Annotated in this window: 17 protein-coding genes and 2 pseudogenes; 8 read left to right on the top strand and 11 right to left on the bottom strand. The window is 67.2% G+C overall.

Annotation, left to right across the window (positions count from 1 at the left end; genetic code table 11):
- Nucleotides 1–37 precede the first annotated feature (37 nt).
- The gene (locus J2W78_RS10170; RefSeq protein WP_253370248.1) at nt 38–613 is read left to right on the top strand and encodes a TerD family protein; all 576 of its coding nucleotides are present in this window, start codon (nt 38–40) and stop codon (nt 611–613) included.
- Nucleotides 614–800: 187 nt separating this feature from the next.
- On the opposite strand, the gene J2W78_RS10165 is transcribed toward J2W78_RS10170, so the two are convergent.
- Nucleotides 801–1,268 (bottom strand): hypothetical protein, encoded by a 468-nt coding sequence (locus J2W78_RS10165; protein WP_253370241.1) that lies wholly within the window; start codon nt 1,266–1,268, stop codon nt 801–803.
- Between the two features lie 76 nt (nt 1,269–1,344).
- Between J2W78_RS10165 and J2W78_RS10160 the strand changes: the two genes are divergently transcribed.
- On the top strand, nt 1,345–2,460 hold the full coding sequence (locus tag J2W78_RS10160) for a DUF475 domain-containing protein (RefSeq protein WP_253370239.1): 1,116 nt from the start codon (nt 1,345–1,347) through the stop codon (nt 2,458–2,460).
- Nucleotides 2,461–2,506: 46 nt separating this feature from the next.
- On the opposite strand, the gene J2W78_RS10155 is transcribed toward J2W78_RS10160, so the two are convergent.
- Nucleotides 2,507–3,955: a tyrosine-type recombinase/integrase gene (locus J2W78_RS10155; protein ID WP_253370237.1), complete on the bottom strand. Its 1,449-nt coding sequence runs from the start codon at nt 3,953–3,955 to the stop codon at nt 2,507–2,509.
- Between the two features lie 206 nt (nt 3,956–4,161).
- Here J2W78_RS10155 and J2W78_RS24890 point away from each other — a divergent pair.
- Nucleotides 4,162–4,305 (top strand): annotated as a pseudogene (locus J2W78_RS24890) (DUF6538 domain-containing protein); the annotation flags it as partial.
- Here the strand turns inward: J2W78_RS24890 and J2W78_RS10150 are convergent.
- From J2W78_RS10150 to J2W78_RS10135, 4 genes and pseudogenes are all read right to left on the bottom strand, one after another.
- Nucleotides 4,302–4,805, bottom strand: a pseudogene (locus tag J2W78_RS10150) (IS3 family transposase); the annotation flags it as partial. The pseudogenes J2W78_RS24890 and J2W78_RS10150 overlap by 4 nt on opposite strands.
- Nucleotides 4,806–5,247: 442 nt before the next feature.
- Complete coding sequence (locus J2W78_RS10145) at nt 5,248–7,500, bottom strand: TonB-dependent siderophore receptor (protein WP_253370235.1); 2,253 nt, start codon at nt 7,498–7,500, stop codon at nt 5,248–5,250.
- Between the two features lie 392 nt (nt 7,501–7,892).
- Complete coding sequence (locus J2W78_RS10140) at nt 7,893–8,891, bottom strand: FecR family protein (RefSeq protein WP_253370234.1); 999 nt, start codon at nt 8,889–8,891, stop codon at nt 7,893–7,895.
- 93 nt (nt 8,892–8,984) lie between these two features.
- Nucleotides 8,985–9,602, bottom strand: coding sequence for an RNA polymerase sigma factor (locus J2W78_RS10135; RefSeq protein ID WP_253370232.1), 618 nt, complete (start codon nt 9,600–9,602; stop codon nt 8,985–8,987).
- A 288-nt stretch (nt 9,603–9,890) separates the two neighbouring features.
- Between J2W78_RS10135 and J2W78_RS10130 the strand changes: the two genes are divergently transcribed.
- Both J2W78_RS10130 and J2W78_RS10125 read left to right on the top strand, forming a co-directional pair.
- Nucleotides 9,891–11,339 carry a PepSY-associated TM helix domain-containing protein gene (locus tag J2W78_RS10130; protein ID WP_253370230.1) on the top strand — a complete coding sequence of 483 codons (1,449 nt, stop codon included), beginning with the start codon at nt 9,891–9,893 and terminating at the stop codon, nt 11,337–11,339.
- Between the two features lie 332 nt (nt 11,340–11,671).
- A complete protein-coding gene (locus J2W78_RS10125; RefSeq protein ID WP_253370229.1) occupies nt 11,672–12,784 on the top strand; it encodes a hypothetical protein in 1,113 nt (370 codons plus the stop codon).
- 90 nt (nt 12,785–12,874) lie between these two features.
- Here the strand turns inward: J2W78_RS10125 and J2W78_RS10120 are convergent, their stop codons facing one another.
- Nucleotides 12,875–13,741 carry an alpha/beta fold hydrolase gene (locus tag J2W78_RS10120; protein ID WP_253370227.1) on the bottom strand — a complete coding sequence of 289 codons (867 nt, stop codon included), beginning with the start codon at nt 13,739–13,741 and terminating at the stop codon, nt 12,875–12,877.
- Between the two features lie 257 nt (nt 13,742–13,998).
- Here J2W78_RS10120 and J2W78_RS10115 point away from each other — a divergent pair, with 257 nt between their 5' ends.
- From J2W78_RS10115 to J2W78_RS10105, 3 genes are read left to right on the top strand one after another with little or no spacing between them, the layout of a single operon-like run.
- Nucleotides 13,999–15,048 carry an iron ABC transporter substrate-binding protein gene (locus tag J2W78_RS10115; RefSeq protein WP_253370225.1) on the top strand — a complete coding sequence of 350 codons (1,050 nt, stop codon included), beginning with the start codon at nt 13,999–14,001 and terminating at the stop codon, nt 15,046–15,048.
- Nucleotides 15,045–16,097: a FecCD family ABC transporter permease gene (locus J2W78_RS10110; protein ID WP_253370223.1), complete on the top strand. Its 1,053-nt coding sequence runs from the start codon at nt 15,045–15,047 to the stop codon at nt 16,095–16,097. Before J2W78_RS10115 ends, J2W78_RS10110 begins: the two co-directional genes overlap by 4 nt.
- A complete protein-coding gene (locus J2W78_RS10105) occupies nt 16,094–16,867 on the top strand; it encodes an ABC transporter ATP-binding protein (RefSeq protein ID WP_253370221.1) in 774 nt (257 codons plus the stop codon). Before J2W78_RS10110 ends, J2W78_RS10105 begins: the two co-directional genes overlap by 4 nt.
- Before the next feature lie 235 nt (nt 16,868–17,102).
- Here the strand turns inward: J2W78_RS10105 and J2W78_RS10100 are convergent, their stop codons facing one another.
- Genes J2W78_RS10100 through J2W78_RS10085 form a run of 4 tightly spaced genes read right to left on the bottom strand, consistent with a single transcriptional unit; the run spans nt 17,103 to nt 20,312 of the window.
- Nucleotides 17,103–17,846: a molybdopterin-dependent oxidoreductase gene (locus J2W78_RS10100; RefSeq protein ID WP_253370219.1), complete on the bottom strand. Its 744-nt coding sequence runs from the start codon at nt 17,844–17,846 to the stop codon at nt 17,103–17,105.
- Nucleotides 17,843–18,568 carry a cytochrome b/b6 domain-containing protein gene (locus J2W78_RS10095; RefSeq protein WP_253370217.1) on the bottom strand — a complete coding sequence of 242 codons (726 nt, stop codon included), beginning with the start codon at nt 18,566–18,568 and terminating at the stop codon, nt 17,843–17,845. The genes J2W78_RS10100 and J2W78_RS10095 overlap by 4 nt, the downstream gene beginning before the upstream one ends.
- Nucleotides 18,565–19,161: an SAM-dependent methyltransferase gene (locus J2W78_RS10090; protein ID WP_253370215.1), complete on the bottom strand. Its 597-nt coding sequence runs from the start codon at nt 19,159–19,161 to the stop codon at nt 18,565–18,567. Before J2W78_RS10090 ends, J2W78_RS10095 begins: the two co-directional genes overlap by 4 nt.
- Entirely contained in the window at nt 19,158–20,312 is a 1,155-nt protein-coding gene (locus J2W78_RS10085) for an acyl-CoA dehydrogenase family protein (protein ID WP_253370213.1), read from the bottom strand. Before J2W78_RS10085 ends, J2W78_RS10090 begins: the two co-directional genes overlap by 4 nt.
- Nucleotides 20,313–20,538: the final 226 nt, after the last annotated feature.

The raw sequence follows: 20,538 nt of genomic DNA, 5'->3' as shown, positions 1-20,538 counted from the left end.
CAGTCATCCGACGCACGACCCAAGAAGGGATCGCACCATGCCTGTGAACCTGAGCAAGGGGGGCACCGTCTCGCTCTCCAAGGAAGCCCCCGGCCTCGCTGCCATTCTCGCTGGCCTCGGGTGGGATAACCGCGTCTCGGACGGCAAGCCCTTCGACCTGGATGCCTCCGTGTTCCTGCTCGGAGCCGACGGGAAGTGTGCCGGTGACGCGGCGTTCATCTTCTACAACAACAAGAAGTCTGCCGATGGTTCAGTCGAGCATATGGGCGACAACACGACGGGGCAGGGCGACGGCGACGACGAAGTCGTGAAGATCGATCTTGCCAAGGTTCCCGAAGCGATTACGCGCCTCGTGTTTGCCGTGACGATCCATGAAGCGAAAGAGAGAAGCCAAAATTTCGGGCAGGTGCAAAACGCCTACATCCGCGTGGTCAACCAAGCCGGGGGCGCGGAACTCGCCAAGTACGATCTATCGGAAGACGCCTCGACCGAGACCGCGATGGTGTTCGGCGAGGTTTATCGCCACAACGGCGAGTGGAAGTTCAAGGCTGTCGGACAAGGGTTCGCGGGCGGCCTCGGGGACCTTGCCCGGTCCTACGGCATCAACGCCTGAGAGCCGAACGGTGGCCGCGTCTTCTCCAGGAGCGCTGCGTAGCCTCGCGGCGATCGCAGCAGGTTCGGCAGCCGCTGGCTTCGGCTGGAGCGCAGGGCGCGACATCTACCGTAAGGGCAAGGAATGGATCCTGCCGGTCATCGCCTTCGTGGCGGTGGCCGGAGGGTCTGGCTACGCAGCGTGGAATTTATCGAGGGGGCACCACTCGCCATCGGTCCTCCGCGTAATCGGTGCGATGCTCGCTGCGGCGGGAAGCTTGACCCTCTGTGTGATCCTGGTCGCCGTCCTGGGCCAGCCACAGCCGGGACGGCCGAATTCGGGTGCTGGAGGGCTCCTCGGTATCGCCCTCTTGGTCCATGCGGCTTCGGCCGTGATCGGGCTTCTCGTCGGCTTGGCGCAGCGAGGAAGGCGGGTACGCGCGTTCGCCCTCGAACGAGACAACCTTGCTTTCATGGACGCCCATGGCATCCGTGATGTTGGAGGTCGCGAGGAAACGTTCGTCGACGCGGTCGGCAACGAACTCAAGCTCGACGATGTCCGGCGGGATGCCATGGTCTTTCGCGTCCAGGGTCGACGCGGCGCTCGGGCCTATGTCGACCTCGATGCCTCCGGCCGAATGATCGCTTACAGGCCGCCCCCGTAACGGCAGGCGCAAGCGTAACCAAATCGGGGCCGAGTAAAATCTTAAGCTGCCCCGGCATGCGCCGAACCAGTAACATGCGGAGGCCGTCGTGGCCGCGAATTTGAAGTATTTCCGGTACGCCATCGGGCTGTCGGCCCTGATGTTCGTTGCCCTCGCTTTCGCGGAAGGAGGCGTGGCACTCTTACCCTTGGCGATGGTCCTGGCCATCATGGAATTGGCTGTCAGTTTTGATAACGCCATCGTCAACGCCAAGGTGATGGAGCGGATGTCACCGTTCTGGCGGCAGGCTTTCATCACGGTCGGCATCTTCATCGCTGTCTTCGGGATGCGCTTCTATCTACCCATCCAGATCGTCAGCTGGCTCGGTGGCCTTTCCCTGTCAGAGGCCTCGCGCTTGGCCTACGCCGATCCGGGACGGTTCGCGCAGATCCTGATCTCCAGTCACGCGATCGTATCGGGCTTCGGCGGCGCGTTCCTGATGATGATCTTCCTGAAATTCTTCATCGACTCCGAGCGCGAGGGGAATTGGCTCCCAGGGGTCGAGTCCGTGCTGGGCCATCTCGGCCATCTGGAAGGCATTCAGATTCTGATCACGGGCGTGGCGGCCGGCTTCACTGCCTACCTGATGCCCGAGGGGAAGGGGGTCGCGTTCTTCGTTGCCGCGATGGCCGGCATCGGGACACACATCACCGTCGACCTCATCAAGGAAGGCCTTGAGGCAATCGACCTTCGTATGCAGGAGAGGTCGGGTGCCACTGGCGGACAGGCCCTGGCGACAGGCGGCCTCGGCATGTTCCTTTACCTGGAAATTTTCGATGCCAGCATGTCGTTCGATGGCGTGATCGCCGCCTTCGCCATCACGAACAACATTCTCGTCGTGGCTGTGGGGCTTGGCGTCGGTGCGGTTTTCGTACGCTCACTGACGCTTCTGTTCTTCGACACCAAGTCGCTGGCAGAGTACCGCTACTTGGAGCCGGGCGCGTTCTGGGCGATTGGAGGCTTGTCCGCCTTCATGTTCATCGCCGCCGTGACGCACGTGCCGGAGTGGCTGATCTCTGCCTATGGTGGTGCTGTCATCGTGATCGCCTTCATCCACAGCGTCGTTGCCAATCGCGGAGACTCCGCTCGAAATGCCGGTCTGGGCCTATCGGAAGCCGTCGAACGAAAGATCGGATCTCCGGAAGCCAGCCGGGCCTCGGCGTAGTCATGTCCTGAGCAGCAAAGAACAGCGGACGAGGCAGAGGTCCGACTTATGCTGACCGCACTCGCGCGCGGACTGTCTGGATCTCACGGATCGGACTGCCGTCGAGGGGAGGGAGCTTCACTTTGGCGACCGCCCTTCGGGCTCGCTGCATCGTCGTCCCTTCGCTGTACACGTCCAGTGTGATCGAACCGTGCTTGTGGCCGACGATGGCGGAGATCATCGCGGTCGCAACCCCGGCCTGCTCGGCCCGCGAGATGAACCAACGCCGGAAGCTGTGGAAGTTCACGCGGGCGCGTCGCTTCCCTGCCACGACCTCGTCCACGCCGACGAGACGCCTGTAATCGGTGAAATGGTTGGAAGCCTTGAAGGGGCGCTCGCGCATGGAGCCGACCTTCCTCACCGGCGGCCACTCGGGAAACAGGTCGTCCTCGGGAGCCTTGCCCTGGCAACGCTTGGCGATGACAGGTTCCAGAAGAGGGTGGATCGGCACGTAGCGGGCGTGCGTCTCCGTCTTGCGCGCCTGGAACAGGATGACGCGGTTGGCGGTGTCCTGGACCTTGAGGTCTACGATCGCGTCGAGACGCGCCCCGGTCAGTGCACCGATGTACATGAGGTCGAGCATGTGGGGGGAGGCGGGCCCAAGCAGCAACTTGGCGACCTCAGTGTCTGTGAATGGACGCTCTTCCTCGCCGGACTTCGGGCCTGTTTTCCGAAGAGCGACGCCGACCCAGGGATTCGAGGCGGCGACCTCGGTCACGGTTGCCAGGTAAGCCCAGAACGAGGATAGCCGCGACAGGTACTTGTTGCATGTCGCCGGTGCGACGTCGGCGAGCGTGGGCAATCTTTTTGCGAAGGCGTGCGCGCGCAGAGGGGTGATGCGCTCGATCTCTGGGTCAACATTCTCATTCTGGAGCCATTGTAGGAGAAGCCGAAGAGATCGTTCGTCATCGGCCTTCGTCCGGGCCGCGACCTGGGATCCCTTCAAATACTCCTCATGGAACTCGGCGAACGGAGTCCCGGCCTGATAGGCAATGCGCCCGAAGCGCCGGGCCTCCGCGACATCCTCCGGCTTGTTGATCCATCCGAGCCCGGGGCCGTCATCATCGATCGCAGGCAGTTCGACGGGCATGGCGTTCCGTGTCCGGATCTCGACGGTCCGTTCCGAGATGATCTGATGGTACTCGTCCCAGTCCTCCCGCGAGGTGTTGCGCTCCTTGGCCTCCCGGGCCCACTTCGCCAGTTCCATCGCCTCCCGGGTCGTCGACTGCTTCTGACGACCGACCGTGGTGAGGGCCTCTTGGATCTGGGCCTTGAAGCGGGCGATGTAGGGACCTTTCAGAAGATTGGCGGTCCGCAGGGAATCGGTGCCGAGATCGTGTCGAAGCTTCGGTCGCCCGATGATGTCCTTGACTGCGGCAGGCACGTTCACGCTGACACGCCAATGCCTGCCATGCTGCTCAAGGTAGGCTCGATCGACGGAGGCGCGGCGCGGCATAGGGTACTCGCCCAGGGAATAGACCCGGTTAAGACCCATGCCTCGCCCCCAAAACGGACGCAAGGACAATGACTTCGTTGTTGTAGAAGGGGTTAACCGATCCTTGGGTAAGGCTCCCCTCAGCTCCACCAGGTTCCCCCCAATTCACTGGGGAACCGGTGGCTTTTTAAGATCAGCACCTTAGCGCCCGACAGTGATGCACAAACGTGCTACACAGGTGCATCGACGAGGTGCCGAAAAACCACCACCTTCAGGACCGAGGCGGTGTCTGGCATTACCGGCGACGCGTCCCTAACGACTGCGTGGCTGCCATCGGCCGCAGCATAATTTTCACATCGCTCGGCACCCGTGACCGCAAGGAGGCGCGGCATCGTCGGGATGTGAAAGACGTCGAATGGAATGCGCGTTTCATCGAGCAAGTCACGCCGTGCTCAGCCATCAGGCGCTGGCAGGCTTCGCTTGTGTAGTGCGAACCCTGATCCGAGTGATGCAGCAAGGCATCCGGCTTGCCCCTGCGCCAGATCGCCATGACGAGCGCATCCGTGACGCGTTGCGCCGTCATGCTGGCCTGCATCGACCAGCCCACGACACGGCGGGAGAACAGGTCGATGAAGGCAGCGACGTCGAGCCAGCCCTCTGCGGTCCAGATAGACGCGAAGTCGGCGATCCATTTCCGGTTCGGGGCATCAGCCGCGAACCGCCGCTCCAAGAGATCGGGCGAAGCGGCAGCCCGCTCACCCTCGTCCTTCGGCAGCCCCCCCCCGCCTTGCGGCCGCGCCCGCAAGGCGTTCGCGCGCATGATCCGCTCGATGCGGCGCAGCCCGCACGATACGCCCTCGGCCAGCACATCGCGCCTCGCGACAAGCGCTATCATTACGATCGCCACGCACAGCTTCGTGCCCATCTGGCCGACTTCGTCAGCGCCTACAACTTTGGCCGCCGCCTGAAGACCCTGCGGGGCCTCACTCCCTATGAAGCCATCTGCAAGGCATGGTCTGCCGACCCAGGCAGATTCAGGTCAGACCCGCTCCACCAGCCGGGACCAGACATCCAACTTCGAAAGGCTGGATGAAATGAACACCAGAGACATTAGGACATCGGGAGGGCACATTCCCTTTCGGCCTGCAATCCGATTACTGCGGTTTGCGCGCTATTGAACGAAACAGGTGCAGGGTGCCAGGCAGGGAGAAATTTCATAAAAATATTTGCAATTACTGAAAACAACTCGCCGGACTTTAGGTAAACACCAAAAGTCCGGCGCAATAAAAGTCTTTTTAGTCTCTGCCGGTGCATTACCATCGATACGAGATCGTGCCGAAGACATTCAATGGTTCGCTGTAGCGGCAGCCATTTGCGGTCACGCAGGTGACATACGCGTGATCGAGGATGTTTCGAAGGTTTAACTGAGCGCGCCAACCGTTCAGGGTCGGATCCGCAACGCCGAAATCGTAGGTTCCCACGAGGTCGAACAGAGTTGCGGCGCGGGTATCGAAGCTGACCCCGCCCGAGATGTTGGCACTTCCGACATAGCGCACGCCGCCACCGAGCCGCAGCCCGGCGATTCCGAACAGGCCCATGTCATAGGTGCCGAAGACGGCCGCTTGATGGTAGGGGACGAGATCAATTCGTTGGTTCAGGGCCGCCGGATCGGTGGTGCGCACTTGCCGTGCGTCTGTATAGGAATAGGACGCCACAGCCTGAAGCGGTCCATAATTCGTCCGTACTTCCGTCTCGAAGCCTTGTGAGCGGACGCGGCCCGTCTGAATACTAAAAGCGGGGCTAACGGGATCCGCCACCAGCGCGTTCTGCTGATCGATCTGATAGACGGCGGCACTGACGAGAGTGTTGGCCCCTGGAATATCCCAGCGCAGCCCACCCTCGTACTGCTCGCCCGTCGTCGGCTGGAACGGGTTACCGTTCCGATCCGTGAGGGCGAAGGTTTGGAAGGATTGACTATAAGAGACGTAGGGCGCCAGCCCTTGATCGCCGAGATAGAGCAGCCCGAGTCGCCCGCTGAAGGCGCTGTCGGTCTGCGCGAGCTGAGCGGCGGTGCGGTAGGTCAGCACTTGCGTGCTGGCAAAATCCTGCCGGCCGCCGAGGAGGAGCACGAAGCGATCAAACTTGATCTGGTCTTGGACGTAGAGACCGACCTGATCGAGCGTGCTCTTCGAGCCGTTGTTGCGCGCGTAGTTGATGACGGGACTGCCGACCCCGTAGACTGGTGCGTAGACGTTGAGGTTGCTCGCGGTGCCGGAAAAGCGCTCAGAGTTGAGGAAGCTGTGGTAGTAATCAATACCGGCCAGCAGGGTATGGCTGGTCTCACCGAAAACGAATTTTGTCTCTAGCGAGGTATCGGAGGCGATACCTGTGGCATTCTCGTTGCGCAAGCTGACACCGCGGGTCGCGACCTGCCGATTAGCCAGGAGTGAAGTCGGCAGGATGTAGTCCCAGTCGACGCCGGACTGGTAGTAGCGTAGGGCGTGACGCAGCCTCACGTTGTCCGAGAAGGCATGGTCGACTTGGTAGCCGATCGCCCCGGAGCGGGCATCGAAGCGATCAAAGCTCGGTTCGCCGTAGAATCGATTCACTGCGAATCGTGGGAGGGATCCGTTCGGGAGCAGCACGCCGACCGCCGAGAGCGGGGGCTGGAAACGTGTGTTGATCTCCTGATAATAGCCAAGCAATGTGACGGAGGTGGCGCTCGATGGACGCCAAGTGATCGCAGGAGCGATGTAACGCTTGTCGTCCGGCGTGAAGGCAAGATAACTGTCACTGTCGCGGAATAGACCGGTCAACCGGTAGGACCACTCCCCGTCGGGCGTGAGCGGACCGGTGAAGTCGCCCGATACCTCCTTCCGGTTATATTGTCCGATGGTGACATTAAGCTCATTGTAGGGCGTCTGGAGCGGGTGTTTGCTCACGGCGTTGACGATGCCGCCCGGTGAGAGCTGGCCGTACAGGATCGAGGCGGCGCCCTTGAGCACTTCGAGGCGCTCCAGCCCGTAGGGCTCCTGTGTTCCGTCGTAGACGCCCGACTGAAGCTTCAATCCGTCGCGCAACAGGCCTTGATTGCCCGTCTCCACGGGGAAGCCGCGGATCGTGAAGCCGTCGGAGGTCCTGGCAAAGCCGCCAACGGCTTGGCTGGCGATGCCCGGCGTGTAGGCGAGCGCCTGAGCGAGCGACGTCGCTCCTTCGTCCTGGATCTGGCGGGCGCCGACGACATTCACCGTCTGGGGTGTCTCGATGATGGGTGTGTCGGTTTTCGTCCCCGAAGCGCTGACCCGCGCCACGTACCCACGCACGGGGCCGTTGGCGCGTTCCCCCGATGCTTCGCCCTCGACGGAGAGCTGGTCCAGAACAACTTCCGCGGCCGCGGCGCCTGGGGCGGCACTCCAGTCCGCCCGGTAGATCGCGACCGTCTCCTCATCCGTGAAGCGGTGGACGAGGCTCGTCCCGGCCAGGATTTGGGCGAGGGCCGCTTCGGGCTCGTAGAAGCCATGAACCCCTTGGGTCCGGGGGGCCTTCAGCGCCTCTGTCGCAGCCACGAGCCTGAGTCCGGTAGCGCTTTCCCAAGCCGGGAGGGCGGCAGAGAGCGCGCCGGCGGATATGTCGAACCAGATCGCTGCTCGTCCCGCATCCACCGGACCAGCCTGCGGAACGCGGACCGTTTTGGCTTCGGCTGCGCCAGTGAGCAACAGGATCGCGAGGGGCCAGGACGCGTACGGGCGGGAGATAGGGCGAGGCTCTTGCCGAGGAATCATGATGCCGGGGCTTCGTGCACGATGGTCTGATGAGGGACCGGCGTGTGGGCGGTCTCTTCATCCAGGACGACGGCTCGCTCCGAATGCCCACCGGACCGATCACATTTTCCTATCATTGCGCGGGAAGCCGGATCTCGACGGGGATCGCCCGAAGTGAAGAATGGGGTGCCCGGCAATCACGGAATGGATCGTCCCGCTCCTGCCTTCCCGATGCGGGCCGGATCCGGGCGGATCAGCGTCAGGAGCGGCAACCGGAGGATCCGGACCGGCAAGGCGACCTCGATGGCATCGAGCATTCTGTCGCTGTCGGCCGTCGAGAAGGTGCCGGTGAGGCGCAGTGCCTCCAGGCTCCGGTCCGTCACCAGGATGCGGCCGCGGCGATAGCGGGTCAGCACCGTCGCAACCTCGCCGAGGGGCTGGCCATCGAAGACCAGATGCCCCTGCCGCCACGCGGTCCGAGCACGCAGATCGACCTGCCGGATCTGGCCGATCTTCTCTTCCGCGTAGCTCACCTCCTGGCCGGCGAGGAGGTCGACCGCCTCAGCGTCCTGCTCGGCCATAGCCCGCACCCGGACGACGCTCTCGGTGACGAGGACACTGGTGCGTCCTCCCTCGCGATCGACGTCGAAGGCTGTTCCGAGGGCGCGTGCACTGCCGCCGTCCGCGATCACTTCGAAGGGGCGCGTCTTGTCCGGCTGCACGGCCACGTGGATGCGCCCCGTATACAGTCGCAGCTGCCGCCGGTCGGCCGTGAACGTGATGTCGAAGCTCGTGCCGCTGTCGAGATCGACCTGCGTGCCATCGGAGAGCGCCATCTCCCGCCGCTCGCCGACGGAAGTACGTGCGTCGGCAAGCCAGGAACGGGGCGGCCCGAAGGCGCCGCCCGCGAGGAGCCCGCCGGTGGCGAGGGCGCAGATCAGGAGGACGATCGCGCTTTTGGGCGGGCCGCGCCCGCGCCTGGGCAAAGCGCCACCGAGCAGACGCCAAAGCTCGGCCGCCCGGTCGGCGGCTTGGCGATGAGACGGATCCGCGTTCTTCCAAAGCTCGAAGGCTCGCTCAACCGCTGCACGATCTTCACCCGAATGCAGGCGCACCTGCCATTCGAGGGCCTGCTCCGTGAGCGGATCGAGGATGTCATCGGGTGTGGCTGCGTCGTCCGATGCATGCGAGGTCATGGAGAGGCCGGGACAGAAGCTACGTCACAGGCAGTAGACGACCGCCCCGCGCCTGCGAACACCGTCGATTGCAATGGCTGCAGGCAGCCGGCATCAGCTGGACGACGCGAGCGCTCCAAGACAGCGCCGGAGCGCGGCGAGGATGTCCTTGCCTACCATGGTCGAGGAGATGCCGAGATGCTGCCCGATCCGGGCGTGGCTCCATCCCTCGATACGGTTGAGCAGGAGCGCCTGCTGCCAGCGCGCGGGCATACCGTCCAAAGCTGCCCGCAGCAGCGCGTATTCCTGGCGCGCGGCGACGGCACGGTCCGCGAGCGGGGCCTGATCGGCGATGTCCATTATATCTTCGAGCGGAACCGGAAGCCCGCGCCGTCGATTCCGCCGCGCCGCGTCGATGGCGAGATTGGCGACGATCGCTCGAAGAAAATAGCGAGGGCTTTCGAACCGCCCGAAGTCATGCCCTCCGTTCCGGCCGGCCGCGAGGAAGCGAACGATCGCATCCTGAACCAGATCGGCAGCCGCGTCACGGTTGCGCAGCCGAGCGAAGGCCAGCGCATTCAGTTCGCCGTAGTAACGGCGCAGCAGCTGGTCCAGCGATTGATCGGCATTGGACCCAAACGCACGATCTTCGGCCTGCGCGCCAGATGCGGGCATGACGGCGCTCTCCCGACAATCAAGATAGGAGACGAAGCGCAGATCGCCGGTTTGCATTCAACATCAATAACTTAGATCTGTTTTAAACTCCGCTGTCGTTGAGTGCCGTCGAACATCGATTTTACGGCCATGCCGCTGACTCCGTTGCCGAAAGACGCCTGACGTTCCTGAGGCTGTTCTGCTTGCTCGTCGGCTTTTCGAAAGGGGCTGTCACATCCCGGCCACAGAGCTGCGGCGGCTGGTGGCCGTCCGGGCGGGTCACGCGTCTTATTCCTCGACTCCGGCTTTCGGCCGGAGCGGATCAAGATGGGCGCCGGGCGTATGAGACGCAGCTTCCGACAGTCGATGGCGTGGCTGCATACGTGGTCCGGTCTCGTGATTGGCTGGCTGATGTATGCCGTCTTCGTCACCGGCACGGCGAGCTACTACAAGGCCGAGATCTCCCACTGGATGCGCCCCGAAATACGGGTGCAGGCGCCAGTCGATCCGGGCTCCGCCGCCGAGCTGGCCATTGCCGCGTTTCGCCTGCACGCACCCGAGGCCAAGCAATGGTTCGTCCGGCTGCCAAACGCCTCGGACAGCACGATCGGCCTGCAATGGCGTGGGAAGGGCGGGACGCGCGAGAGCCTGATTCTCGACTCGACCACCGGCATCCCGGTCCCGGTGCGCGAGACGTTGGGGGGCGAGTTCCTCTACCGTTTCCACTACGAACTGCACATGCCCCCGCTCTGGGGACGCTGGATCGTCGGCAGCGCCACGACGATCCTGATCGTCGCTCTCATCAGCGGCGTCGTCACCCATCGCCGGATCCTGGCGGACTTCTTCACCTTCCGGCCCCGAAAGGGCGGCCGCCGGGCCTGGCTCGATGCGCACAACGTGTTCGGCGTCCTGGCGCTGCCCTATCACCTCGTCATCGCCTATAGCGGACTCGTACTTCTCTCCCTGACCATGATGCCCTGGGGCGTGGTCGCGGCCTATCGCGGGGATGTGCCGCGCTTCGCTGTCGATCTCGGCCTCACGGCGATGCCGGCACGGCCTGCCACGGATCGCCCAGCCGAACTCGCTCCGATCGCCCCAATGATCGCGGCTGCCCGTCAGCGTTCGAGTTCGAAGCCCGAGCATCTCGTCATCGATAAGCCGCGGGACGCCAACGCCACGGTCACGATCCTGATGGAACAACCGCGTGGGCTGGCGCATCGCCATCCGCAGATCGCCTTCGATGGCGTGAGCGGAGCCGTGCTCGCGGAGTCGGCGCATCCGCAGCCTGCCGCACAGACCTATTTCGTACTGAACGGGCTGCATACCGCAGACTTCGCAGCCCCCCTCCTGCGAAGTCTCTATGCCTTGTGCGGATTCATGGGAGCGGCCATGATCGCGTCGGGTTTGATCCTCTGGACGAACGCGCGTGCACCCTCGCGAGATCGGGGTCCATCCAGAACCGTACAGATCGTCCGCCATCTCAACATCGGCGTCATCGTCGGCCTTCCGTTCGCGATTGCGGCCTTCTTCGTCGCCAATCGTCTGCTCCCGCTCGACCTCGCCGATCGCGCGACTTCGGAGGTACGGATTTTCTTCGGCGCCTGGATCCTGCTCTTACTTCTGTCCGTCGTTCTCCAGCGCGGGCCAGCTTGGCGAACTGCGATCTATGTGACGGGTCTGCTCTACCTGATGATCCCAGTCGTCGACTTCTTTGCTGTCAGCAGAACGGAACACATAATCTATGGATTCGGCGGCCCGATGGCCGCGATCGGATTAGCGTGTTTTTGCGTTGGCTACAAAGTACGGAGAAATTGACCGTGCGCATGTGCGTTCTTGTGTAGCCTTGTGCGACGAGCAGAAGACGGGTCAAAGCCTCGCGGAAATCGACTCTGCGAGAGATGTCTGACCTCGCTTCATTACCAACTCCTCCGGCCCTAGCTGATCCTCTCAATCGGCCAGGGCCAAAGCCAGCCGGTCAGATCAACCTCATAGAACAGGCAAGACAGCACCCTCGCGAAACAGCCAAGCTTGTTCAGATAAATCAATCCACCCTCGACCCATCAGACTTTTTCTGATTCTCAATTTTTCGCAGAACCCTTTCGACACTTGCGACGTTTCGAGCCGTCTTAAGCCTCGGAGGTTACGCCATGAAGACGATTGCGATGGGTCTTGCTGCTCTGCTGATGAGCACGTCGGTCTACGCTCAAAGCGCCGCGACCGGTGGGTCCGAGCGCGGCGGGATGCGGGCCGGTGCCGAGCAATCCGCTGGGCCGTCCGGCGGACAAACCGGGATGTCGGGCAGCGAGCGCGGCGGCATGGGCGCCAAGGGCGGTGAGCGCAGCGCCGCCCGGGGCGATCGGGACGGGGGCGAGGCCGGCCGGGGCGGAGCGGATCGCGGCGACATGGCGCGCGGCGAGCGTGGTTCGGAGCGCGGCGCGAGCGACCGAACCGGCCGCGACAGAGCCGAGCGGAGCGACACCGTCCGCAGCAACGCGCGCGCCGAGCGGAGCGACCGGATCCAGGGTCGCACGCACGACCGCACCCATGTCAGCAGCCGCACCGATGTGCGCTCCACCACCGTCGATGGCGGCACTCGCCGCGAGGGCCGCTACGTGTTCATCGGCGGCCGGCGGATCGTGTACGGTTCGCCCGAGTATCGCCGCCTGATCGTCACCGAGCGCCGCAGCACCGGCCCGCGCCGCTATGTCGTCATCCGCGGTCAGCGCGTGATCTACGGCTCGCCGGAATATCGCCGCCTCGTCAGCGTCGGCGAGACGCGCCGCTTTGTGACGATCCGCGGCCAGCGCGTCGTGTACGGCTCGCCCGAGTACCGCCGCCTCTCCACCACCGTCTCGACCACCGAGCGGCGCGGCGGAACGGTCAATGCGGGCTTCCGCGAGCGCAACGAGGTCCGTGGGTCGGAGACCCGCACCGATCTGCGCAGCCGCAGCAGCGAGACCCGCGGAGCCGAGCGCAACGAGATGCGCAACTCCGAGCAGGCCCGCGGGGCTGAGCGCGGCGGTCGCTCGATGGAGCAGGGCCGCGGCGGCGAGGGCACGCGCAATGTCGGCATGCGCGGCGAGGGGAACGAGCGCGGCGGCGTCCGCAACGCCTCCGAGCGCGGCGGCGCCCGCAACGCCTCCGAGCAGGGCGGCGGCATGGGCAACACGGGCGGCAACCGCGGCAGCGAGCAGCGCGGCGGGATGCAGTCCGGTTCGCGCGGCGGCACCGAGGGCGGCGCCGGCATGAGCGGCCGCTGATCGGCTCCCGCCAGCGCGGGTTTCCAGAGGGATCATCCCTTTGGCGGGATGCCGGGGCAGAGCCTCGGCATTCCTCTGAGGTGACCCGTCTTACGGCTGCCGCAGGAAGTCGATCAACGCCGCGTTGACCGCCTCCGGCGCGTCATGCTGCACCCAATGGGTCGCTCGCGGAAAACGCTGCAGGCGGCCTCGCTCGCACAGGTGCAGGCTCGCCTCGGCGAGGCCGGTCTGGAGCGCCTGATCGCGCTCGCCCCACAGGATCAGGGTCGGCGCCGTGACCTTCGGCGGGTGCCGCTCGCGGGGCAGTTGAGCGAGCGCCCGATACCAGTTCAGCATCGCGGTGATCGCGCCGGGGCGCAGCCATTCGCGCGCGTAGACGTCGAGGTCGGCCTCGGGGAAAGTGCCGGGCTCGCTCGACCGGCGCATCAGCGCCCGCAGGAGGCGCCCCTCCCGCGCCGTCAGCAGTCGCTCGGGCAGCAGGGGAAGCTGGAAGAAGCCGGCATAGGCGCTGCGCAGGGCCTGCCCCGGATGGCGCCGGAGATAGGGGCCGAACACGCCCGGATGGAAGGCGTTCAGCGCAGCGAGCCGCTCGACCCGCTCGGGGTGGAAGCTCGCGACCCAGAACGCGACGAGCCCGCCCCAATCGTGCCCGACGAGGTTGAACCGCGCGAGCCCGCAGGCATCGGCGAGCGCGATCACGTCCTCGGCGAGCCGGTCGAGGTGGTAGGCGGCGATGCCCCTGGGCCGGTCGCTGAGGCCGTAGCCGCGCTGATCGGGGATGAGGAGGCGCAGGCCGCTTCCCGCGAGCGGTTCGATCTGGTGCCGCCAGCCGAACCAGAATTCGGGAAAGCCGTGCAGCAGGATCGTCGGCGCGCCGTCCGCCGGCCCCGCCTCGGCGACGTGCAGGCGCAGACCGCGGAGGTCGATGTGGTGATGGCTGACGGCCGGATCGGGCATGGGTTCAGGGATCCTCGCGCGATGTCGGGACAGAGATCCGTGCGGATGCCGGCACTCTGGCCAACCCGGTAAGAGGCGGCGCGGTTCGGGCGCGGCGCCAACCGGGGCGGAAGCCGCTATAGGGAGAGCATCGTCCCGAAAGGTGGCCGCCGGCTTTCGGAAAGAGGCGATGCAAAAACAAGGAGCGAGAGCATCGCCCTGGTTCCGATATCCAGGTCGACGCTCTCGCGTCCGATCACGGGAGACGCCCTTCCCCGATGCCGTTGCTCCGCTGCCTTCTCGCGCTCGCCCTCCTGTGGCCGGCCCTGTTGTGGTCCTGCCTCGCGGCGGCCCGGCCCTTCACCGACGCCGCCGGGCGCCGGGTCGAGGTGCCGGATCGAGCGCTCCGGGTGCTCGCCGCCGGCCCGCCCGCGGCGGTGCTGCTCTCCACCCTGGCGCCCGACCGGATGATCGGCTGGCCGCGGGCGCCGAGCCCGGAGGAGCGCGAATTCCTTAGCCCCGCGCTGCGCGACCTGCCCGCCACCGGGCGGCTGACGGGGCGGGGCGGCAGCGCCAATGTCGAGACGGTGCTGGCGCTCAAGCCCGACCTCATCGTCGATGTCGGCAGCACGGCGGCGACCTACGCCTCCCTGGCCGACCGGGTGCAGGCGCAGACCGGCATTCCCTACGTGCTGCTCGATGGGAGCTTCAAGGCGACGCCCGAGACCTACCGCACCCTCGGGGCCTTGATCGGCGCACCGGAAGAAGGCGAAACGCTCGCCGGCGAGTCCGAAAAAATCCTGAAGGGGGTGGCCGCAGCGGTGGCCGCGGTGCCGGAAGACAAGCGCCCGCGGGTCTATTACGGCCGCGGCCCCCGCGGGTTGGAGACGGGCCTGTCCGGCTCGATCAACACCGAGATCATCGAGGCGGCGGGCGGGCGCAACGTGGCCGGCGCCGGAGCCGGCGGGCTCGCCGCGGTCTCGCCCGAGCAGGTGCTGGTCTGGAATCCGGACGTGATCATCGCCCTCGATCCCGATTTTCCCAAGCTCGCCGCCGCCGATCCGCTCTGGAACGGGCTGAAGGCGGTGCGCGAGGGCCGCGTCCACGCGGTGCCGACGCTGCCCTTCGGCTGGGTCGATGCCCCGCCCGGGGTCAACCGCCTGATCGGCCTGCGCTGGCTCGCCGGCCTGTTCTTCCCGGAGCAATTCCCGCAGACGCTCGGCGACGCCGTGCGCGACTTCTACAAGCGCTTCTACCGGGTCGAGCTCACGCCCGAGCAGCTCGACCGCCTCCTGCGCGACGCCGCCGGACCGGGGCCGACCCGGTGAGCGAGGCCGCGAGCCCCGCCGCATCGACGCCATCCGCACGGCGGCGATTCCTCCCACTGGCGGCCCTGGCGCCGCTCGCTCTGATCCTCCTCGTGCTCGTCTCCCTCGGCATCGGCCGCTACCCGGTGCCGCTCGCCGACGTTTTCGGGGTGCTCGTCGCCAAGCTCTTCGGCCAGGCAACCTCCCTCGATCCCGCCGCGCAGACCGTGGTGCTGAACGTGCGCCTGCCGCGGGTGTTCGGGGCGCTCGTGGTCGGGGCCGGGCTCGCGGCGGCGGGGGCGACCTATCAGGGGCTGTTTCGCAATCCCCTCGTCTCGCCGGACATCCTCGGGGTTTCGGCCGGGGCGAGCCTCGGCGCGGTGCTCGGCATCGTGTTGGCCCTGCCGGTGGCGGCGATCCAGGGGCTCGCCTTCGTCGGCGGGCTCGCCGCGGTCGGCGCCGTCTACGCCGTCGGGCTGGCGGTGCGCCGGCACGATCCGGTGCTCACCCTCGTGCTCGCGGGCGTCGCCGTGGGTGCCCTGCTCGGGGCCGGGATCTCGCTGCTCAAGGTGCTCGCCGACCCCTACAACCAGCTCCCCGCCATCACCTTCTGGCTCCTCGGCAGTCTCGCCTCGGTCACCTCCGGCGACATCGCCGCGATCCTGCCGGCGATGGCCCTCGGCCTCGCGCCCCTGGTGCTGCTGCGCTGGCGCGTGAACCTGATGAGCCTCGGCGACGAGGAGGCCCGCGCCCTCGGGCTGGAGACACGCCGGCTGCGCCCGCTCCTGGTGGCGGGCGCGACGCTGGTGACCGCCGCCGCGGTCTCGGTGACGGGAGTGATCGGCTGGATCGGGCTGATCGTGCCGCACGTCGCCCGCCTGCTGGTCGGGCCGGATTTCCGCCGCCTGCTGCCGGCCTCGATGCTGCTCGGGGCGGGGTACCTCACCGCGGTCGATCTCCTGGCCCGCACGGTGGCGACCATCGAGGTGCCGCTCGGCATCCTCACGGCGCTCGTCGGGGCGCCGTTCTTCCTATGGTTGCTGGCCGCGGGAAAGCGGGGCTGGGCATGATCCTGGAGATCCGAGACCTCGCCTTCGGCTACGGCGCCCGCGCGGTCGGCTCCGGCGTCAGCCTGACGCTTCAGGGCAACGAGGCGCTCTGCCTGCTCGGGCCGAACGGCGGCGGCAAGACCACGCTGTTCAAGACGATGCTCGGGCTGCTGCGCCCGCTCGCCGGCCGCGTGCTGCTCGACGGCATCGACCTCGCCACCCTGCCGCGTCGCGAAATCGCGAAGAAAATCGCCTACGTGCCGCAGGCGCACGCCGCCTTCTTCCCCTTCACCGTCCGCGAGGTGGTGCTGATGGGCCGCGCGAGCCGGCTTCCCGCCTTCGCCAGCCCCGGCCCGGCCGACCACGCGGCAGCCGAGCGGGCGCTTCTCACCCTCGGCATCGGCCACTTGGGCGAGCGGATCTACACCGAGATCAGCGGCGGGGAGCGTCAGCTCGCGCTGATCGCCCGCGCCTTGGCCGGCGAGCCGCGGCTCCTGGTGATGGACGAGCCGACGGCCAGCCTCGATTTCGGTAACCAGGCACGGGTGCTGGCCCAGGTGCGGCGCCTGTCGCAGAGCGGCATCGCCGTGGTGCTCTCGACGCATGACCCCGGCCACGCCTTCCTCTGCGCCGACCGGGTCGCGCTGCTGCATGGCGGGCGCCTCGTCGCGCTGGGCCCGCCTTCGGAGACGGTGACGCCGGAGCATCTCCGCCTGCTCTACGGGGTCGAGGTCGCGGTGGTGCCGCTGCCAGGGCAGGGGCGGACGGTGTGCACGCCGCTGATCGGTTGAGAGGTTTTTTACGCGCATTCCCTCTCCCCGCACGCGGGGAGAGGGCGTCATGCCCCCTTGCCGGGGCATGAAGTGAGGCGGCAGCCGAGGGTGAGGGGGCGGTACCGGAGGATGCACACCCGGAGGCGCCCCCTCACCCTCGCCCTCCGGGCTCACCGCGCCGACGACAGGGTCGTCGCGGTCCTCTCCCCGCGTGCGGGGAGAGGGGTTTCCAGCGGATTGCTCGGAGGCCGGCTCAGATCCCCGCGTACCAGGAAAACCCCATCTCCGAGACCATGCTGCCCCGGCCCTGGCCGAGGCCGTCCACCCGGTCGGTGGCGTCGATGCTGGCGAGGTATTTCAGCGACTTGTAGCCGAGCTGGCGCTCGACCCGCAGGCGGACCGGCGCGCCGTGGGCCACGGGCAGGTCGCCGCCGTTCATGCCGTAGGCCAGGATCGTCTGCGGGTGCAGGGCGTCGAACAGGTCGTAGGTGTCCCACCAGCCGTCCACGCTGCGGATCACGATGAAGCGCGCCTCGCGCTTCAGCCCGACGCTCGCCAGAACATGCGCGAGCGGCACCCCGGTCCAGCCGCCGATGGCCGACCAGCCCTGCTCGCAACTATGCAGCGTCACCTGCGTGCGGGCCGGCATCGCCCTCAGTTCGGCCAGCGTGAAGGCGGCGGGCCGCTCCACGAGGCCGCTCACCGGCAGGCGCCAGTCGGAGAACCCGTTCGCCTTCGAACGGCGGTAATCGGGGTTGTCCGGGTCGGTGGTGTTGATGGTGGGAAACACCGCCGAGATCGCCTCCGGCCCGAACTCCCGCACCAGCGGCTGGTCGCGCAGGAGGAAGCGCTGGGTGGCGAGCGTCAGGGTGTCGCTCAACCCGTAGAGGCCCGGCCGGCGCGGGCCGTTCTCGATCAGCTCGCAGCCGCCGAGGAAGCCGCCGAGCCCGAGCACCGAGGAGCCGAGCATCAGCCGGCGGCGGGTCAGATCGCTCATCGCGGGTCCTCCTCTGGCGTCAACTCGGATTTCGGCCAGGCGGAGCGCCGGGTGATCATGCCCCGCATCAGGTCGAGCGGCCCGTTGGCGAGCACCTGCCAGACGTGGATGAGGAGGAAGCCGACGAGCCCGGCCGCCGACAGGAAGTGGATCGTGCGCGCCGATTGCCGGCCGCCGAACAGGGTGAACAGCTCCGGATAGGCCGCGGTGACGCCGGGTGACATGGTCATCCCCGAGAGCAGCATCACCGGCGCCAGCACGAGGATGACGGCGAGATAGGCGAGCTTTTGCAGCACGTTGTAGCGGCCGGCTCCCGCGCCCCCCGAGCCGGTGAGCCGCAGATGCGCGCGGATGTCGGCGGCGATGTGCCGGGGGTGGAGCTGGTCGCGGTCGGGGGTCAGACGGCGCAGGAGGCGCCCGCTCGCCAGGGCGAGGAGCCCATAGAGCGCACCGTTGAGCACGAAGATCCAGGCGGCGAGGAAGTGGAGGTTGCGGCCCCAGCCGGTCTGTTCGAGGTTCACCGGCAGCGGCAGGACGATCCAGGCCGGGGCATCGTTGGCGCCGGTCTCGCCCCAGAACAGCCGGGGCAGGGCGAGCAGGATAGCAAAGCCGCTGACGAGGAGCGCCAGGAAGGCGCCGGTGTTCACCCAATGGGTCAGGCGCACCCAGAGCGGGTGGCGCGGGACGGCCTTTTCCGCACGGGCCGTCGTCGCGTTCGTCATGGCCTGTCCGCCCGGCGCAGCACGTCGAGGCGGTAGGCATCTTTGCGCGCGCCGGGCAGCACCCGACAGAACGGCGCCATGCCGGTGATGAAGCCCTCCGCCGCCGCGTCGCCGGAGAGAGGGTAATCGGTCTCGCCGAGCCAGTGCACGAGGACGCAGTCGCCCCCCGGCTCCAGGCTCGCCTCCACCCGCGCGACGAGGCGGGTGAGATCCTCCAGGCTGAGGAAGTAGAGCACCTCGCCGAACACGATGAGGTCGAACCGGCCCTCCGGCCAGACCTCGGGCACCGCGCCGCGGACGAAGCCGACCTGCGGGTATTCCGCGCAACGCGCCTGCGCAGCGTCGAGCGCCGCCTGCGCGACGTCGAGGGCGGTCAGGGTTCCGCAGCGGGGGGCGAGTGCCCGGGTGAAGACGCCGATGGAACAGCCGACCTCCAGGGCCCGGTCGTAGCGCGCCCGCGGCAGGGCCTGGAGCGTCGCGGCGTATTTCTCCGCCTCGTAGGCGCTGGAGGTGAAGCCCCAGGGATCGGGATCGGAGGCGTAGATCTCCGAGAAGTAACGTTCCGGCAGCGTCTCCGTCCGTCGGCCGCTCATCCCACGATCTCCGCCACACTCTCCACGGCGCGGGGAGCGGCCTCGTCGGGCCACAGGGCGTGGAGCGGCTCGTCGGCCGCCAGCGCGTGGGCGGCCATGCCGGTCAGGGCGAAATCCGGAGCCGGCTGGCGCAGATAGGTCGCGAGATCGCGCATCAGGCGCTCCAGGGGGTGGCTCTCGAGGAAACCTGCCAGCCCGATGGAGCGCTGGGCCAGGGTGATCACGTCGAGGCCCGCCTGCTCGACGGCGGCGCGGGCGAGGTTGACGTAGGCGATGACCCGTTCCGGCTGGCCGGCTTCCGCGACGGCGAGGCGGGCGGCGCGGGCGACGAGCAGGCGGCTCGTCTCCGCCGCGACCATGGCCTGCCCGAACCGGGCCTGCTGGTGCGGGTCCCCCGCCCGGCCGGTGGCGGACAGATGCGACCGGTGCGTCTCCAACACCGCCTCGATCCCGCCGAGCTGGACCGCGAGGAAGCGCCACGCCCCAGCGAAGAAGAAGGGCTGGCGCCAATAGTCGTCCGGCGCGCCGATCACCTCGCCGTCGCGCAGGCCGAGCCCGGAGAAATCGACGGTCCCGGTCGCCGTCGTGCGCATGCCGTGGACGCGCCAATCCGACAGGTCGGCCCGTTCGCCGGGCTCGAGGCGCAGCACCAGCATCAGCCGGCGCCCGTCGGCGATCCGCGCCGTCACGAGCGGGCGGGTGACGAAGCCCGCCCCCGAGGCGTAGGTCTTCACGCCGTCGAGGCCGTCCGCCCCGTCGAGGACGAGGCCCCCCTCCGCCGGTTCGGTGTTCCAGACGCCGAAGAGCTGCCCCTCCGCCGCGTCGCGGGCGAGCCGCTCGGCGACGGCAGCGTCGGCGTAGCGCAGCACCAGGGCCAGCGCGTTGACGTGGCCCTCGTAGAGCCGCCCGACCGCGAGGTCGTCGCGGCCGATCTCCGTCAGCAGGGCCCGCAGCGCGTCCACACGGGCGGGCTCGCACAATCCGGCGCCGCCCAGCGCCGCGGGCAGGGGCGCGGCGAGATGCCCGGCCCGACGCAGCCGGGCGATGGCCTGCGCCGGAAAGCCACCCTGCGCATCAGCAGCCGCGTCGCACGCCCCGGCTCGGGGTGCTGCGGGAGGCCGCGCGAGGGAAAGGAGCGAATGGGGCGACACGAGCGGCTCGGGGTTTGATGACGAGGCAACCTTCCCGAACGGCTCCGGTATCCCTGGGCGGGAGCATATCCCTGTTCGGAAGCACCGGCCCGCGAGCGGGCTGCCGGCTTCGCGAAAAAGCCGATGCAGGAACAAGACGTAGAGCGGCGGAGCGGGTCTTCCCATGCGGCGCAGTGGCGGGGGTTGGATTATCCCCGGCGCTATCAGGGGCGGAACCGCGGGGCGC

Origin of the sequence: Methylorubrum extorquens (assembly GCF_024169925.1) — a bacterium.
Taxonomy (GTDB): Bacteria; Pseudomonadota; Alphaproteobacteria; order Rhizobiales; family Beijerinckiaceae; genus Methylobacterium; species Methylobacterium extorquens_A.
Note: the sequence above shows the minus strand (reverse complement) of the source record. Positions and strands in the feature narration are given on the sequence as shown.